At 72.8% G+C, this 16,106-nt stretch carries 12 protein-coding genes and 5 tRNA genes; 9 read left to right on the top strand and 8 right to left on the bottom strand.

Going from position 1 to position 16,106, the window contains the following annotated elements; translation table 11 throughout:
- Positions 1–130: 130 nt before the first annotated feature.
- The 5 genes from P2L57_RS27290 (at position 131) to P2L57_RS27270 (ending at position 8,436) form a co-directional block, all read left to right on the top strand.
- Complete coding sequence (locus P2L57_RS27290) at positions 131–781, top strand: GNAT family N-acetyltransferase (RefSeq protein ID WP_275818736.1); 651 nt, start codon at positions 131–133, stop codon at positions 779–781.
- Between the two features lie 141 nt (positions 782–922).
- Positions 923–2,137, top strand: coding sequence for a precorrin-6y C5,15-methyltransferase (decarboxylating) subunit CbiE (gene cbiE / locus P2L57_RS27285; RefSeq protein ID WP_275818735.1), 1,215 nt, complete (start codon positions 923–925; stop codon positions 2,135–2,137).
- Positions 2,138–2,564: 427 nt separating this feature from the next.
- Positions 2,565–6,002: a nicotinate-nucleotide--dimethylbenzimidazole phosphoribosyltransferase gene (gene cobT, locus P2L57_RS27280; RefSeq protein WP_275818734.1), complete on the top strand. Its 3,438-nt coding sequence runs from the start codon at positions 2,565–2,567 to the stop codon at positions 6,000–6,002.
- Between the two features lie 335 nt (positions 6,003–6,337).
- Positions 6,338–7,564, top strand: a complete 1,227-nt coding sequence (gene cobA, locus P2L57_RS27275; RefSeq protein ID WP_275818733.1) for a uroporphyrinogen-III C-methyltransferase — start codon at positions 6,338–6,340, stop codon at positions 7,562–7,564.
- 53 nt (positions 7,565–7,617) lie between these two features.
- Positions 7,618–8,436: a TrmH family RNA methyltransferase gene (locus tag P2L57_RS27270; RefSeq protein ID WP_275818732.1), complete on the top strand. Its 819-nt coding sequence runs from the start codon at positions 7,618–7,620 to the stop codon at positions 8,434–8,436.
- Positions 8,437–8,472: 36 nt separating this feature from the next.
- On the opposite strand, the gene P2L57_RS27265 is transcribed toward P2L57_RS27270, so the two are convergent.
- The 3 genes from P2L57_RS27265 to P2L57_RS27255 all read right to left on the bottom strand — a co-directional run bounded on the left by P2L57_RS27265 (position 8,473) and on the right by P2L57_RS27255 (position 12,383).
- Positions 8,473–9,609, bottom strand: coding sequence for an acyl-CoA dehydrogenase family protein (locus P2L57_RS27265; RefSeq protein WP_275818731.1), 1,137 nt, complete (start codon positions 9,607–9,609; stop codon positions 8,473–8,475).
- Entirely contained in the window at positions 9,606–10,808 is a 1,203-nt protein-coding gene (locus P2L57_RS27260; RefSeq protein WP_275818730.1) for an acyl-CoA dehydrogenase family protein, read from the bottom strand. The genes P2L57_RS27265 and P2L57_RS27260 overlap by 4 nt, the downstream gene beginning before the upstream one ends.
- A 240-nt stretch (positions 10,809–11,048) precedes the next feature.
- Complete coding sequence (locus tag P2L57_RS27255) at positions 11,049–12,383, bottom strand: serine/threonine-protein kinase (RefSeq protein WP_275818729.1); 1,335 nt, start codon at positions 12,381–12,383, stop codon at positions 11,049–11,051.
- 279 nt (positions 12,384–12,662) lie between these two features.
- Here P2L57_RS27255 and P2L57_RS27250 point away from each other — a divergent pair, with 279 nt between their 5' ends.
- Both P2L57_RS27250 and P2L57_RS27245 read left to right on the top strand, forming a co-directional pair.
- Positions 12,663–12,905 (top strand): DUF8836 family protein, encoded by a 243-nt coding sequence (locus P2L57_RS27250; RefSeq protein WP_275818728.1) that lies wholly within the window; start codon positions 12,663–12,665, stop codon positions 12,903–12,905.
- 307 nt (positions 12,906–13,212) lie between these two features.
- Complete coding sequence (locus P2L57_RS27245) at positions 13,213–13,419, top strand: hypothetical protein (protein ID WP_275818727.1); 207 nt, start codon at positions 13,213–13,215, stop codon at positions 13,417–13,419.
- Between the two features lie 192 nt (positions 13,420–13,611).
- On the opposite strand, the gene P2L57_RS27240 is transcribed toward P2L57_RS27245, so the two are convergent.
- The 5 genes from P2L57_RS27240 to P2L57_RS27220 form a co-directional block, all read right to left on the bottom strand.
- Positions 13,612–13,683, bottom strand: a tRNA-Val gene (locus tag P2L57_RS27240).
- Between the two features lie 28 nt (positions 13,684–13,711).
- Positions 13,712–13,783 (bottom strand) — tRNA-Val (locus P2L57_RS27235).
- Between the two features lie 41 nt (positions 13,784–13,824).
- A tRNA-Val gene (locus P2L57_RS27230) sits at positions 13,825–13,896 on the bottom strand.
- Between the two features lies 1 nt (position 13,897).
- Positions 13,898–13,968, bottom strand: a tRNA-Cys gene (locus tag P2L57_RS27225).
- A gap of 26 nt (positions 13,969–13,994) precedes the next feature.
- Positions 13,995–14,067, bottom strand: a tRNA-Gly gene (locus P2L57_RS27220).
- Between the two features lie 188 nt (positions 14,068–14,255).
- On the opposite strand from P2L57_RS27220, the gene P2L57_RS27215 reads away from it, so the two are divergent.
- Both P2L57_RS27215 and P2L57_RS27210 read left to right on the top strand, forming a co-directional pair.
- Complete coding sequence (locus P2L57_RS27215) at positions 14,256–15,077, top strand: aminotransferase class IV (protein WP_275818726.1); 822 nt, start codon at positions 14,256–14,258, stop codon at positions 15,075–15,077.
- 85 nt (positions 15,078–15,162) lie between these two features.
- The gene (locus P2L57_RS27210) at positions 15,163–16,002 is read left to right on the top strand and encodes a GNAT family N-acetyltransferase (RefSeq protein WP_275818725.1); all 840 of its coding nucleotides are present in this window, start codon (positions 15,163–15,165) and stop codon (positions 16,000–16,002) included.
- The last annotated feature ends 104 nt before the right edge of the window (positions 16,003–16,106 follow it).

Genomic DNA, 16,106 nt, shown 5'->3' with positions numbered 1-16,106 from the left:
CGATCCACGGCCGCCGGGACGCCACGCGCGAGTCGGCGGCCCGGTACCCCGCACTGCGCGGACCGCGCCCGATGCTGCATGCTGTGCTTTTTACCCGGCTCTTTCCATGTGGCTCGGCGAGGAGCGTCGAATGACAACCACCTTCCCGGACATCTTCCCGGACATCTCGATCAGCACGGAACGGCTGTCCCTGCGTACATTCGACGAGGAGGACATCCCGGCGCTGGCGGAGATGATGAACGACGAACTGGTCACCGCGTGGTCGCCCGCCCCCTACCCGTACACCGTGTCCGACGCCCGCCACTGGGTCACCAGGAGCGCTCCCGCCGAACGCGCGTCGGGCCGCGGAATCGTCTTCGCGGTCAGCGAGTTCCTCACCCAGCGCCTGGTCGGCACCATCCACCTGTACGACACCGACTGGCGCTGCCGCAGCACCGAGATCGGTTACATCACCGCCCCCTGGGCGCGCGGCGAGGGCTACGCCTCGGAGGCGGTGCTCGCCACCGCCCAATGGCTCTTCCAGGACCAGCGGTTCGAGCGCCTGGAGCTGCGCACGGCCGCCGACAACACCGCCTCCCAGCAGGTGGCCCAGAAGATCGGCTGCATCAGCGAGGGCGTGCTGCGCAACGCCGGGATAGTGCGCTGCCGTGGCGCGGACGGCCGGTGGACCGAGGCCCGTACCGACCTGATCGTGTGGAGTCTGCTGCCGGAGGACCTCGACGGGGTCGCCGGCCGGGTGATGGACGACTCCGGATACGCCGCCTATCCCGACTGGCGTTGATCGTCCGTTCGGCATGTGCGCCGGGTGCTCCCGTGCTTGGCCAGACCCGGCCGGGATACTGTGTCTTGCCAGGTCTGCGCCTGGTTCTGGCGACAACGCCCGCACAGCACAGTCAGTAGACACGCCGAGCGAAGGACGACGATGGCGGACCGGGTCACGGTGATCGGGTGGGACGGTACACCGCTTACCGCGGCGGCACTGTCCGCACTCGGCGCGGCCACCCTGGTGGCCGGTGCGCGCCACCATCTGGCGCTGCCCGATGTTCCCGCCGACGCCGAACGCGTCCTGCTCGGCAGCATCGATCTCGCCGCCCGCCGCATCGCGGCGCATCGCGGCACCGCCGTGGTCCTCGCCGACGGCGACCCCGGCTACTTCGGCGTCGTACGGGCACTGCGCAAGCCGGAGCACGGCCTGGAGGTCGAGGTGGTGCCGGGCGTCTCCTCCGTCGCCCAGGCCTTCGCCCGCGCCGGAATGCCATGGGACGACGCGCGCACCGTGGTGGCGCACAGCCGCACGCTGCGACGCGCGGTGAACGTGATCCGGGCTTACCCGAAGGTCGCGGTGCTGACCGCGCCGGGCGCCGGACCCGCCGAACTCGCCCTGCTGCTCGGCGGAGTGCACCGCACCTTCGTCATCTGCGAGGCGCTGGGCACCGAGCACGAGGAGGTCACCGTGCTCACCTCCGACAAGGTCGCCGACCACACCTGGCGCGACCCCAACGTGGTGCTGGTCATCGGCGGCGTGTCGGCGGCCGAGAGCAGCGGCTGGATCGCGGGCCAGGACCCCGGCTATCCGGGCGCCAACCGCGGTTGGGCGCTGCCCGAGGCGCAGTACGCGCCGGGACCGGGGCCCGACACGCCGGGCGCCCGGCAGTCCGCCCAGCTGCGCGCCCTGCAACTCGCCCGGCTCGGGCCGCGCACCGGCGATCTGCTCTGGGACATCGGCGCGGGCAGCGGCGCGGTGGCGGTGGAGGCTGCCCGGCTCGGTGCCGCGGTCATCGCGGTGGACCGGGACGCCGAGGCCTGTGCCCAGACCACCGCCAACGCCCGCCGCTACGGCGTACAACCGCAGGTGGTGGAGGGCGCCGCCCCGCATGTCCTGGAGGATCTGCCGGAGCCGGACATCGTGCGCGTCGGCGGCGGCGGGGCAGATGTTGTGGCCGCCTGTGCGGCGCGTAAACCGGAACGTATCGCCGCCAGTGCGACAACGCGCGATGAGGCGGAACGGGTCGGCCAGGCGCTGCAGGAGGCCGGTTACTCGGTCGAGCGCGCGCTGTTGCAGTCGGTGGAGCTGGACGGTGAGTGGGCGGAGCGCGAGCGCGCCACCGTGTTCCTGCTGTGCGGCACTCGGATGTGACGAACATTTGTCTGATGGTGACGGGGGCTTGGAACACGTTCGGCTGATCGCGCGGTAGGCTGGCGGACCGTTGTGCCGCCTACCGGCGGCGACGTGGTGTTGACACGGTGTCGGCCATACGTCGCCTTCGGCGGTGAGCGCGGCGTCGGTGACGGGGCTCCCCGTGCCGCAGGCCAGCGGAGTGGCGCAGTCCACAGCGCCCGGATGGCGAGTTGGGTGGCCGTAGCGCGCGAGCTACCGGGACAATGAACGTCCCGGGGGGTCGTCACGCATTGCCACGCGTGCTCGTTCTCCCTGTGACCGCCCGGCACAAGGAGCGCGTACCGCGAGCCCTGCCGCCGGTCGGTCCGAAGGCGCGGCCCGTACGCCGAAGCCGCCGGCGCATCACGGGGCTGGAAGGATCGATACCGATGGGCGAGGGGCACGCATGACTGACACCGGCCCGGTCCCCGGCGAGGGACTGCCGGAGAACGTAGGCGGAGAAGCGGTTCAGCAGCCGCACGCCGAGCGGACCGGCGAAGCCGCCAAGGCTGCGCCGCAATCCGGACACGGCTGGAGCACCGACGCGTTCCTGGCCCCGGCGACTCCCGCGTTCACCTTCCTCGACCAACCGGACGGCGTAGAGGCGCCGGTGGCCGTCGAGGACGAGGACGACCTGCTGCTGATGCCCGCACCGCAGGGCTCGTGGGGCGATCCGCAGCCGGTCCCCGCTCAACCGGTACCGGTGCAACCGGCTCCGCCGGTGGTTCCGCCGGCCGCCGCTCCGCAGCAGCCGGTCGCACCGGCCGCCGTCGAACCCGAGCCGGTCGTGGCGGATGCGGGCCTCGCGCCGCAAGGGGTCGAACGCCCCGTGGCCGCGGCCGATTTCGCGGCGACACCGGCTTCAGGTACGCCCGCGCAGGGTGTACCCGCCGCATCGGCGCCCGGTTCCGCCGGGCAGGCGGTGCCACCTCGCCGTCCGCTGAACATGGGCCCGCCGATGCCGTCGGCGGACGCCGTCGGCGGTGTCTCCGTGCGCTCGCTCGCCGAACGCGGGCCGGCGCCCGCGCCCGCCAGTCCCGCACCGGTGCACCAGCCGGAGTCGCAGCTCGGCTCTGGCGCCGGGGACCGCACCCCCGGGCCCGAGTACCTCGACGCTCCGGCCGGGGAGCCCGCCGCGATCCCGGCTCAGCAGAACGGTGACGTCCCGGTGTCCGGTGGGCCGTGGATTGCCGCCGAGACGACGACCGTCACCCCGGCGACCGTCACCCCGGCGACCGCCACCCCGGCGACCGGTACCGAGGCGCTGGTTCCGGGCGAGCCCGCCGCTGCCGCCGAGGCTCCGGCCGAACAGGCGCAGCCGAAACTTCCCGCCCAGCAGGTGGGGGAGAGCTCCCTCGTATCCGAGGGAGCTCCGGCGGAGCCTGCCGTTCCGGTCGTCGCCGTGGAGGAGAGCCCCGCAGCCGCAGTCGCTGCCGAGGAAGCGCCCGCTGAGGCGGCGCAGTTCTCGGTGCCGGTCCAGGCAGCCCCCGAGACCCCGGAAGCTCCCGCGCAGAGCACGCCCGTCGTGCCCACCGCGGTCGTGGAATCGGTCGCCGAGGCACCGCTGAACGCCCCGGCCGACGAGCCGGGCGGCCTCGCCGACCTGGACCGCGAACCCATCGCCGTACCCGCCCCCGTGCTGGCCGAGAGCGAGCCGGTGACGGTGCCGGCGGCGAACACCGTGTTGAACGCCGCGCCGCAGCCGGACACTTCGGCCGAGGCGCCCGCGCCCGGGATCGTCGCGCCTCAGGCCGCCGCGCCCGGGATCGTCGCGCCTCAGGCCGCCGCGCCCGGGATCGTCGCGCCCCAGGCCGCCGCGCCCGGGATCGTCGCGCCCCAGGCCGCCGAGCCCGAGGTCGTCGCGGCCCAGGAGCCCGCCGCCACGGACACCGCGCCCGAGGAGTCCACCGCGCAGGCCCCCGCCGAACCGGCCGTCGCCGAGCAGCCGGAGCAGCCCGTCGCGGATGTGGTGGTGCCGCAGCCGGAAGCGGCCGGCCAGGCCTCCGCCGCCGAACCGCAGCCCGAGCCGGTGGCCGCGGCAACCGAGGCCGCACCGCCCGCGGCGTCGGCCGAAACCCCCGGATCCGGGGACGCCGAACCCGCGCTGGGCATCTCCGCCGCCGGATACGACGAGGCGGTACGCGAAGCGGTGCACCGTGTCATCCGGGAGCGCCGCGACATCCGCAACGGCTTCCGCCCGGACCCCATTCCGCACGAGGTGCTGTTGCGGGTGCTGGAGGCGGCGCACACGGCGCCGAGCGTCGGGCACTCGCAGCCATGGGACTTCGTGGTCATCCGGTCCACCCAGACCCGCGAGAAGATGCACGCGCTGGCGATGAAGCAGCGCGACGCCTACGCCAAGTCGCTGCCCAAGGCCCGGGCCAAGCAGTTCCGCGAGCTGAAGATCGAGGCGATCCTCGAAACCCCGGTCAACATCGTGGTCACCGCTGACCCGACGCGCGGTGGCCGCCACACCCTCGGCCGCCACACGCAGCCGCAGATGGCTCCGTACAGCTCGGCGCTGGCGGTGGAGAACCTCTGGCTGGCCGCGCGCGCCGAAGGGCTCGGCGTCGGCTGGGTCAGCTTCTTCGACGAGCGCGAGATGGTCCGCGAACTCGGCCTGCCCGAGCACCTGGAGGTCGTCGCCTACCTGTGCGTCGGGTACGTCGACGAGTTCCCCGAGGAGCCCGAGCTGATGCAGGCGGGCTGGGCCAAGCGCCGTCCGCTGTCCTGGGTGGTGCACGAGGAGGAGTACGGACGCCGGGCGCTGCCCGGAGAGCAGCCGCACGACCTGCTCGACGAAACCCTGCGCGGCATCCGCCCGTTGGACGCCAAGGCGCTCGGTGAGGCGTGGGAGCGGCAGAAGCGGATGACCAAGCCGTCCGGCGCGCTCGGCATGCTGGAGATCATCTCCGCGCAGCTGTGCGGGCTGTCCCGGCAGTGCCCGCCGCCGATCCCGGAGCCCGCCGCCGTGGCGATCTTCGCGGGCGACCACGGTGTGCACGCCCAGGGCGTCACCGCCTGGCCGCAGGAGGTCACCGCCCAGATGGTGGCCAATTTCCTGGGCGGCGGCGCGGTGTGCAACGCCTTCGCCAACCAGGTCGGCGCGGAGGTCTGCGTGGTGGACGTCGGCGTGGCGGCCGAACTGCCCACCACGCCCGGCCTGTTGCCGCGGAAGGTCCGGCACGGCACGGGGGACTTCACCACCGGTCCGGCGATGACCCGCGAAGAGGTGCTGCGGGCGATCGAGGTCGGCATCGAGACCGCGCGCGACCTGGTGGCGGCGGGCAACAAGGCACTGCTGACCGGTGAGATGGGCATCGCCAACACCACCGCCTCGGCGGCGCTGATCTCCGTCTACACCGGTGTGGGCCCGGCTGAGGTCACCGGCCGCGGTACCGGCATCAACGACGAGATGCACGCCCGCAAGGTCGATGTGGTGCGGCGCGCGCTGGAGTTGCACCAGCCCGACCCGACCGATCCAGTCGGTGTGCTCGCCGCGATCGGCGGACTGGAGCACGCCGCCATGGTCGGCCTGGTGCTCGGCGGCGCGTCCCTGCGTACGCCGGTGATCCTGGACGGCGTCAGCGCCGGGGCCGCCGCGCTGGTGGCCCGGGCCATCGCGCCGGAGGCACTGGCCGCGTGCATCGCCGGTCACCGCAGCGCGGAGCCCGGCCACGTGGCGGCGCTGACCAAGCTCGGCCTGCGCCCCCTGGTCGACCTGGACCTGCGGCTGGGCGAGGGCACCGGCGCCCTGCTGGCACTGCCGCTGGTGCAGAGCGCCGCCCGCGTGATGCACGAGGTCGCCACCTTCGACTCGGCGGGAGTCACCGAGAAGGGCTGACCCCCGCCGCTGCCGGGGCGCGCTCCATGGGGGTACGGCAGTTCCGCGGCCGCCGGTCCGCTCCGTCGTGGCTGTTCGGTGTCGCGGCGGCGGCGACAACTCCCCGCCGCAACGGGGGCAACCCCCACGGTGCGGACCGGCGGTGTCGAACTCGCCGCAACCCGACGAAGGCCCACCGGACCCGCGGTGGGCCCCTGGAATGGAAGAAAACCCAGGCCAGAAGCCCACCCCGGCGGCCCAGCCGCTAATCTCGGAACCCCCCGGGAGGGGACCCTGCCGCTCCAACGACGCAGCGGCGCAGAGCCCATCGCCACCGCATGAGGAGCTGTACCGCCATGGACCGTAACGACGTGCCCGCATACCCGGTCGGACTGCGGCTCTCCGGACGGCGTGTCGTCGTGCTCGGCGGCGGCCAGGTAGCACAGCGTCGGCTGCCCTCGCTGGTCGCGGCGGGCGCGGACGTGGTACTGGTCTCGCCGTCGGCGACCCCGTCGGTGGAGGCGATGGTGGACGCGGGCGAGGTGCGCTGGGAGCGCCGCAGGTACCAGCAGGGGGACCTCGCCGATGCCTGGTACGCGGTGGTCGCCACCGACGACCCGCAGGCCAACGCCGCCGCGTCCGCCGAGGCCGAGCAGCACCGGGTGTGGTGCGTACGCAGTGACGACGCCGACGCCGCCACCGCGTGGACCCCGGCGACCGGACGCAGCGAGGGCGTGACCGTCGCCGTGCTGACCGGCAGTGACCCGCGGCGCTCCGCCGCCGTGCGCGACGCGGTCGTCGAGGGCCTGCGCGACGGCACCCTCGCCGCTCCGCACCACCGGGCGCGTACGCCCTCGGTGGCCCTGGTGGGCGGCGGCCCCGGCGACCCGGACCTGATCACCGTGCGCGGCCGGCGGCTGCTCGCGGAGGCCGATGTGGTCATCGCGGACCGCCTCGGTCCGCGTGATCTGCTCGATGAACTCCCGCCGCATGTAGAGGTGATCGACGCGGCGAAGATCCCCTACGGGCGGGCGATGGCCCAGGAGGCCATCAACAACGCGCTGATCGAACACGCCAAGGCGGGCAAGGCCGTGGTGCGTTTGAAGGGCGGCGATCCGTTCGTCTTCGGGCGGGGTATGGAGGAGGCCCAGGCGCTGGCCGAGGCGGGGATCGCGTGCACGGTCGTGCCCGGGATCTCCAGCTCCATCAGTGTTCCGGCCGCGGCCGGGATCCCGGTGACACACCGGGGGGTGGCGCATGAGTTCACCGTGGTCAGCGGGCATGTCGCACCGGACGACCCGAGTTCGCTGGTCGACTGGGCGGCGCTGGCGCGGCTGCACGGCACGTTGGTGCTGCTGATGGCGGTCGAGCGGATCGGCGCGATCGCCCGAACCCTCATCGCGCACGGCCGGGACGCGGACACGCCGGTCGCCATCGTCCAGGAGGGCACCACAGCCGCTCAGCGGCGGGTCGACGCCACGCTGGCGACGGTCGGGCGGACGGCGGCCGACGAGGGCGTCCGGCCGCCCGCGGTGATCGTCATCGGCGACGTGGTGGCGCTCCGCTTGGGTAACCGTGGGTAACTCGGGTCACCCCGGGCGTTGGCACCGTAAGCGGGACAAGGCAGTATCACCCTGTGGCTGAGCTCATCACGATCGACGACCCCGCCGACCCGCGCCTGCGCGACTACACCTCCCTGACGGATGTGGAGCTGAGGCGGCGGCGCGAACCGGCCGAGGGCCTGTTCATCGCCGAGGGCGAGAAGGTCATCCGGCGCGCCCGGCAAGCCGGTTACCAGATGCGGTCGATGCTGCTGTCGGCGAAGTGGGTCGACACGATGCGCGACGTCATCGACGAGGTCCCGGCGCCCGTCTACGCGGTGAGCCCGGAACTCGCCGAGCAGGTCACCGGCTACCACGTCCATCGCGGCGCGCTCGCCTCGATGCAGCGCAAGACCCTGCCGGGGGCGGACGAGCTGCTGGCCGGCGCACGGCGCGTCGTGGTCATGGAAGCGGTGAACGATCACACCAACATCGGTGCCGTGTTCCGGAGCGCCGCGGCGCTCGGCATGGACGCCGTTCTGCTCTCCCCGGACTGCGCGGATCCGCTCTACCGCCGTTCGGTCAAGGTGTCGATGGGCGCCGTCTTCTCCGTCCCCTACGCGCGGTTGGAGCACTGGCCGCGCGATCTGGAGGCGGTACGGGAGGGCGGTTTCCGGCTGCTGGCCCTCACGCCCGACGAGAAGGCCGAGGACATCGACGTCGTCGCGCCGCACCGCATGGACCGGGTGGCGCTGATGCTCGGCGCCGAGGGCGAAGGTCTGTCCACCCGGGCGCTGGTGGCCGCGGACCAGTGGGTGCGCATCCCGATGGCGCACGGGGTGGACTCGCTGAACGTCGGCGCCGCGGCGGCCGTGGCCTTCTACGCGGTGACGGCCGGGCGTCCGGTGGCCTGAGGCGGGGGCTTCGCGTCCGCGAAGCCCCCGCACGCATCACCCGGCCGCGGGAAGGTCCGCCAACGCGGCGAGAGCCGCCCGATGGCGCCCCGGCGTACCCAGCGCGATCTCGCTGGCCTTGGCGCGCTTGAGGTAGAGGTGGGCGGGGTGTTCCCAGGTCATACCGATGCCGCCGTGCAGCTGTACGCACTCCTCCGCCGCGCGCACCGCGACCGGTGCGCAGTAGGCCTGGGCCACCGCTACCAGCAGAGCGGTGTCGGGCGCGGTCTTCGCCAACGCGTCGGCGGCGGCCCGGGCGGCGGCGCGTGCGGAGACGACCTCCAGCCAGACGTCCGCCAGCCGGTGCTTGAGCGCTTGGAAGGATCCCACGACACGCCCGAACTGCCGCCGCTGGCCGAGGTGGTTGACGGTCTCGTCCAGGCACCACTGCGCCACGCCGAGCTGTTCGGAGGCGAGCAGTCCGGCGCCGGTCAGCAGCGCGCCGTCCAGTGCGGCGGTGGCGGTCCGCGCACCGGCGAGCAGCCCGCCCGCAGCCGCCTCGAACTCGATGTCGGCGATGGGCCGGGTCAGGTCCAGCGGCGTCGCGGCGGCGATCCTTACACCGGGCATGTCGGCCGCGACCTCGTACAGCGCCGGCCCGTCGGGGCCGACGGCCGGCACGACCAGCGCGTCCGCCACCGTGGCGTCGGCAACACTGGTGACGCGCCCGCTCAACACACCGTCCGCGTCCACCCGTACCCCCGTCGGGAACGCGCCGCCAGGTGCCGTCGACAGCGGCACGGCGAGCGCGGCCGTCGACTCGCCCGACGCCAGCCGCCCGAGCAGCGCCGCGACACGCCCGTCGCCGGTGTCGCAGCCGAGCAGCGCACTCGTGGCCAGCACGGCACTACCGAGGAACGGCACCGGAGCCACCGCGCCGCCCAACTCCTCCAGTACGACGCCGACTTCCCGGGCCGAGGCGCCCTGGCCGCCCAGCTTCTCCGGCACCAGCAGTCCTGCCAGACCGAGCTGCACCGCAAGCGTCCGCCAAAGGCCCAGATCGTACGGCGTGTCGCTGTCGCAGCGCGCCAGTACTGACGAGGCCGGGCAGCGGTCGGTCAACAGGTCCCGAACCGCCGAGCGCAGGTCCTGCTCGACATCGGAGTACAGCAGGTCAAGGTCATCGGCGGTCATCGGGGCAGGTCCTTCCAGGCGACGTCCTTGTCGGTACGCGGTTCGCTGGGCAGGCCGAGCACCCGCTCCGCGATGATGTTGCGCAGGATCTCCGAGGTCCCGCCCTCGATGGAGTTGCCCTTGGCACGGAGATAGCGGTATCCCGCGTCGCGGCCGTAGAAGTCGACCGTCTCCGGGCGGTTGTTCGTCCAGTCGCCGTAGCGGAGCCCGTCCTCGCCGAGCAGCTCCAACTCCAGGCCGCTGATCGCCTGGTTGAGGCGGGCGAAGGCGAGTTTCATCCCCGAGCCCTCGGGGCCCGGCGCGCCCATCGCCAGTTGCTGGCGCACCCGCTGCGTGCTGAGCCGTGCGACCTCGGAGTCGACCCACAGCCGCAACAGCCGGTCGTGCAGTTCGGGCGTGCGCAGTTCGGGGCGTTCGCGCCAGGTCGCGACGGCGCCGCCGATCATGCCGCCCTCGCGGGGGAGTGCCAAACCGCCGATCGCCATCCGCTCGTTCATCAGCGTGGTCTGCGCGACCCGCCAGCCGTCGCCGACCTCGCCGAGCCGAAGGGTGTCCGGGATCCGCACCTCGGTCAGGAAGACCTCGTTGAACTCCGCCTCGCCGGTGATCTGCCGTAGCGGCCGGACCTCGACGCCCGGATCGGTCATATCGCAGATGAAGTAGGTGATGCCGCGATGCTTGGGCGCTTCGGGGTCGGTCCGTGCGATGAGGATCGCCCAACGGGCGTTGTGCGCGTTGGACGTCCAGACCTTCTGCCCGGTCACCACCCATTCGTCGCCATCGCGCACCGCACGGGTGGCGAGCCCCGCGAGGTCGGAGCCCGCGCCCGGCTCGCTGAACAGCTGGCACCACACCTCCTCGCCGAGCCACAACGGCCGCAGGAAGCGCCCCCGCTGCCCATCGGTTCCGTACCGCAGGATGGTCGGGGCGGCCATGCCGAGGCCGATGCCGATCCTGCGCGGGTCGTTGTCCGGGGCACCGGCAGCCGCCAACTCCGCGTCCACCACGCCCTGCAGGGCGCGCGGCGCCCCCAGTCCGCCGAGCCCGGGCGGAAAGTGCACCCAGGCCAGCCCGGCGTCGAAGCGGGCACGGAGGAACTCCAGCCGCTCGGTGGCCGCCGGGTCGTGCGTGTCGAGTAGCGCGCGGACCCGGCGGCGCAGTTCCGCCGCGTCAGGCCCGGTCCGGTCGGTGGTCGTCATACGCCGCGTCCTCCCTGAACTAAGCAAGCGCTTGGAAACCTACCGCCGCGATGACGCCCGCGCCAGGGGCCCTTCCGATGGAATTCGGTCACGGACCGCGGCGGGTTCGACGCCGCCGGTCAGCCGGGGGCTCGCGCCACGACGTCCGCCGCGACTCCGGGCAACCACGACGGGGTGGACTGGCGACCCCAGAACCCGCCGTCCCCAACCAAGACCTCGCCGAACAGGCACCGAGCGGGACTACGGGAGCGCGCCGCCCGACTGGGTGGCCCCGATCGTGGGCGGCCCGCCCCGACCCAAACCGCGCGCGGGCCCCTGGCAGCCTTGTGCCACCGCGATGCCCAGCGCGACCAGCAGCGTGACCGTCACGAAGACGATCAGCCGCTGCCGCAGCAGCCTGCCGTCGGGGCGACCGGTCCGGCGAGCCGCCGGGCCGCGCTGCGCCGACGAGCGCGCCGTCGACGGCCGCTGGGCGGCCGGGGGCCCCGCCGGATGGCGCCCCGAGGGTGGGCGGGCCGCGGGCGTGCGCTGCGGCGGCCGGACGCCGGATCGGCCCGTCGTGGCCCTGGGCACCGGAGTGCGCGGCGAGGCGGTACGGGCCGTGCTGCGTCCGGAGGCCGCCTCGGGGCCTACCGGGCGTCGCTCGGTGCGCTGGTCGGCGTACTCCTGTGCGCGTCGGCCGACCGGCCGCTCGGACCGCGGACCCGGAGCCTTCGGCAGCGTTCCGCCGTCCCGCCGTACCGCGTCCAGCCCCCGCGCCTCCCGGGCGGCGATCTCCGAAAGCCGCTCCGCCAGCCGGGCCGTGCTCGGCCGGTCCTGCGGCTCCTTCGCCAGACAGGCGTGCACCAGCGGTGCCAGCGAGTCCGGTACCCCCCGCAGGTCCGGTTCCTCGTGCACCACCCGGTACAGCATGACCTCCGAACTGCCCTGTCCGAAGGGGGAGTCGGCGGCGGCCGCGTAGGAGAGCGTCGCACCGAAGGCGAACACGTCCGTCGCCGGGGTGACCGCCGCACCGCGCACCTGCTCGGGGGCCAGGAAGCCGGGCGAGCCGACCGCGGTACCGACATGCGTCAGCGTGCTGGCCCCGGTCGCCCATGCGATGCCGAAGTCGATGATGCGCGGGCCCTTGGGGGAGAGCAGGATGTTCGACGGCTTGAGATCGCGGTGCACCACCCCGGCGTCGTGCACCGCCACCAGCCCCTCGGCCAGGGCGGCACCGATGGCGGCGACCTCGGCGGCCGGCAGCGGCCCCTCCGAGCTGACCTTGTCGTACAGCGAGGGGCCCGGCACGTACTGGGTGGCGAACCACGGCCGGTCCGCGTCGAGATCGGCGGCCACCAGACGCGCCGTGCAGCCACCGCGGATCCGGCGGGCCGCGGACACCTCACGGGCGAACCGCTGCCGGAACTCCTGATCCTCCGCCAACTCCGGACGGATCACCTTCAACGCCACCCGCTGCCCGCGCTTGTCGGCGCCCAGGTAGACCACGCCCATCCCGCCGGCGCCGAGCCGCCTGTGCAGCCGGAACGAGCCGACGACACGCGGATCCTCTCGCCGGAGCCGCATCATCGCCATGTCCTTCCCCTACCTCCGGTGGGGAGGCCCTGCCCGCCCTTCGCCCACCATCGCCCTCGATGGAGGCGCTGCGCGCCGTGTGACACCCGCCCGGTCCCCGTCTGACGAGGCACAGCTTACGGACTGACCGGCCGGGACGCGGAGAGGCGCCGCACGCGTCAGCGGACGGATTGTCAGTGGTGGGTGGGATCCTGGACAGGTGGGGATCGGTACGCCGCCGGATGGCCGCGCCGCCGCCCCATGTCGCCAACGGACCGTCGAAATAGGGGGATTGACGGCATGAAAGGTGATCGTGTCGAGATAGTGGTGGATGCCGGGGACACCACCCGTACCTACGAAGTGGTGGCCACCAGGGCCGGACGGCGGGTGGAGACCGCGGTGCGCCGGGGAGTGGTCGAAGTGAGTGAAGTCACCAGGAGCGGATCCGTGGTGCGGACCGCGAGGTTCATGGCGAACCGGGTGCTCGCGCTCGTCGAGCAGCCGATACCCCGGGAGGACGCGGAAGAAGAGGGCGGCGCATAGCGTCGGTTGGCAGTCGCCGCGGCGTACCCCCGGGACACCCCCTCGGGGATCCCCCCGGGGGGTTGGGGTACGCGTCTCCAACCAGGGGAGTATTCGCGCAGCTCCGGCGTCATCCTCGGGGAGGCCAGTGAAGCTGTACGAGGGCATGACGACCGGGTGGCCCCGCGCGCCTAGTGTTGAGGTCATGCGGCGGGCGGAGCGCTCGTCCCCCGAGGTCAGACGCCCGCCGCTGCCAAAGCGAGCGATCAGAGCGAATGATCAAAGCGAACGATCACGGTGCGGAAGAGAAGGGTCAGGGGGAGCAGCCATGACGGACACGGCGGTACGTGCGATCAAGCGTGTACGTGAGCTGAGGTCCGCCGCGCTGCCTGCGGAGAGCCGGACGGGAACCCGGCATCCGCTGGTGGCCGTAGCGATGGCCGCCCCGCTGGCGGTGCTTCTCGCCGTGGCCTGCGGCGGCTGGCACGCCGTGGTCGTACAAGCGTCGTCCGTAGCTGGGTTGATGGGGCGCTGACTAAGCGTTCGAGGTCCGGGAGAGCGGCCCGGGCGGGAAACCGGCGACAGGACCCCGTGGGGACGGGGGGCGAAACGGGCGGCACGGGGCCCGGACACCTGGGGGAGGTGTCCGGGCCCCGCGGTTTTCCCTGGACGGAGGCGAAACGACCGAGGGCCGGAGCGAAATGCTCCGGCCCTCGGTGCTGCGGTGTGGACGATACTGGGATTGAACCAGTGACCTCTTCCGTGTCAGGGAAGCGCTCTCCCGCTGAGCTAATCGTCCTTGTACCCAGGCCCTGGTAGGGGCCGCGTGCGCGATACTGGGATTGAACCAGTGACCTCTTCCGTGTCAGGGAAGCGCTCTCCCGCTGAGCTAATCGCGCGGGTGGTACCGCTGGGGCACCGCGAGTCCTTACGGACTCAGTGGACGATACTGGGATTGAACCAGTGACCTCTTCCGTGTCAGGGAAGCGCTCTCCCGCTGAGCTAATCGTCCGAGGTGGAGACGGGATTTGAACCCGTGTAGACGGCTTTGCAGGCCGTTGCCTCGCCTCTCGGCCACTCCACCACGTGAGGATCCAAGGACCCCCATCGAGCGGACGACGGGATTCGAACCCGCGACCCTCACCTTGGCAAGGTGATGCTCTACCAACTGAGCCACGTCCGCATGTGTCTCTCCCAGAGTGATCTGGGATCGACCCCCCGCCGGTTCGCTTCCGCGTCCCGGCGACGTGTTGAACTCTAGCGGAATTCCGCGTCAGCTCAAATTCCGTTTCCGCAGCGTGCCGGGCAGGTAGAGGGTGAGCGGGGGTAGCGTCGGGAGGGACGGGGCCGCATGAGCGGAGGACGGTGACAGTGAAGATCTGGGTCGACGGCGAACTGCGGGACGCCGCCAGTGCCGCGGTGTCCGCGCTTGACCATGGTCTGACCGTGGGCGATGGCGTATTCGAGACGCTCAAGGTGACAGCCGGGACGGCGTTCGCACTGGACCGGCATCTGGCGCGGCTGGCCCGCTCGGCGCGCGGTCTCGGCCTGCCGGAGCCGGACCGCGAGCGGGTGCGCCAGGCCTGCCTCGCGGTGCTCGACGCCGACCCGGTGCCGTACGGAGCGTTGCGGATCACCTACACCGGCGGGATAGCGCCGCTGGGCTCCCGCCGCGGCGACGGCGATCCGACGCTGGTCGTCGCGCTGGCAGAGACGGGTCGGCGGCCGGACACCACGGCGATCGTCACCGTCCCCTGGACGCGCAACGAGAACGGCGCGCTCACCGGGCTGAAGACCACCTCTTACGGGGAGAACGTCGTCGCCCTCGCCTACGCCCTGGAGCGCGGCGCCAGCGAGGCGGTCTACGGCAACACACGAGGGCGGCTTTGTGAGGGCACCGGAACCAATGTGTTCGTCGCCCTCGGGGGCGAACTGCTCACGCCGCCGCTGGACTCCGGCTGCCTGGCCGGGATCACCCGTCGGCTGGTGATCGACTGGGCCGGCGCGCGCGAGGCCGACCTGCCGCTCGATGTGCTCGGGACGGCCGACGAGATCTTCCTGACTTCGTCGACCCGCGATGTGCAGGCGGTGCACCGGGTGGACGACCGCGAACTGCCGCGCGCGCCCGGGCCGGTCACCGCGAAGGCGGCGCGGGTGTTCGCCGAGCGGGCGGCAGTGGACGCCAACCCGTGAGGTGACCGGGGGCCGCCCTGCGCTACGGGACTTATCCGATGGGAGTTCGTGGCGGGACAGCGCCACGGGATGGGGGAGCGAAGCCATGACAACCACCCTGCGGCCCGCCGGCGCGGAGCAGCGCGGTGCGGACGGTGGGCGCTCGCGCCGGTTCACCGTATGCGTCAACAGCCGTCCGGTCGGCGTGATCCAGCTCGCGACGGACGAGCGGTTCGGCCCCGAGGCCGGGCGCATCGTGTCGCTGGACATCGACGAGAAGGACCGCAGACGCGGTCGCGGCACCGTCGCGGCCCTCGCCGCCGAGGAGGTGCTGCGCGGCTGGGGGTGCCGCTGGGTGGAGACGCGCGTTCCGGCCGATGCGGCGATCGCGCTTCGTCTCGCGAGCGCGCTCGGCTACGTCGAGCGCAACCGCGGCATGATCAAGTCCTTGCCGGACACCCCGCCCGAGCTGCCCGGGGACGCCGAGGTGCGGCCGATGGGAGAGGCCGACTACGACGTCTGGCATGAGCGCGGCCGGGCGCGCTACATCGACAGCTGGGTCCAGCGCGGGGTGCCCTACGAGCAGGCCGCCGCCAAGGCGGACGCGGACCATCGCAGGCTGCTCGGCGACGGCCCGCACACCGCCGACGCGGTGCTGCGGATCCTCGCCCATGGCGGACAGGACGTCGGCTGGCTGTGGCTGGGGCTGCGTGACCGCACCCAACCGGACACCCCCGCCTGGGTCTTCGACGTCGAGGTCGCGCCATCGCGGCGCGGTCAGGGGCACGGCCGCACCCTGATGCTGCTGGCGGAGCGCGAGTGCCTGGCGAGGGGCATCCGAACGCTCGGCCTCAACGTCTTCGCCGGAAACACCGCCGCCCTGCGGCTGTACGAGTCGCTCGGTTACCGGGCCACCGAGCTGTGTCTGGCCAAGCCTCTGCTCTAGGCCCCGATCCGCGCGTGGCTATCAAGCGCTTTGTCGTCAAACGCCGGACGGGCTCTATGGAATGCCCGTCCGGCGCTCGCACCGCGGCTGTTGAAGTCCCGCCG

This window comes from Streptantibioticus ferralitis (assembly GCF_029223525.1).
Taxonomy (GTDB): Bacteria; Actinomycetota; Actinomycetes; order Streptomycetales; family Streptomycetaceae; genus Streptantibioticus_A; species Streptantibioticus_A ferralitis.
The sequence above is the reverse complement of the archived record's forward strand: the minus strand, read 5'-3'. Positions and strand labels throughout refer to the sequence as shown.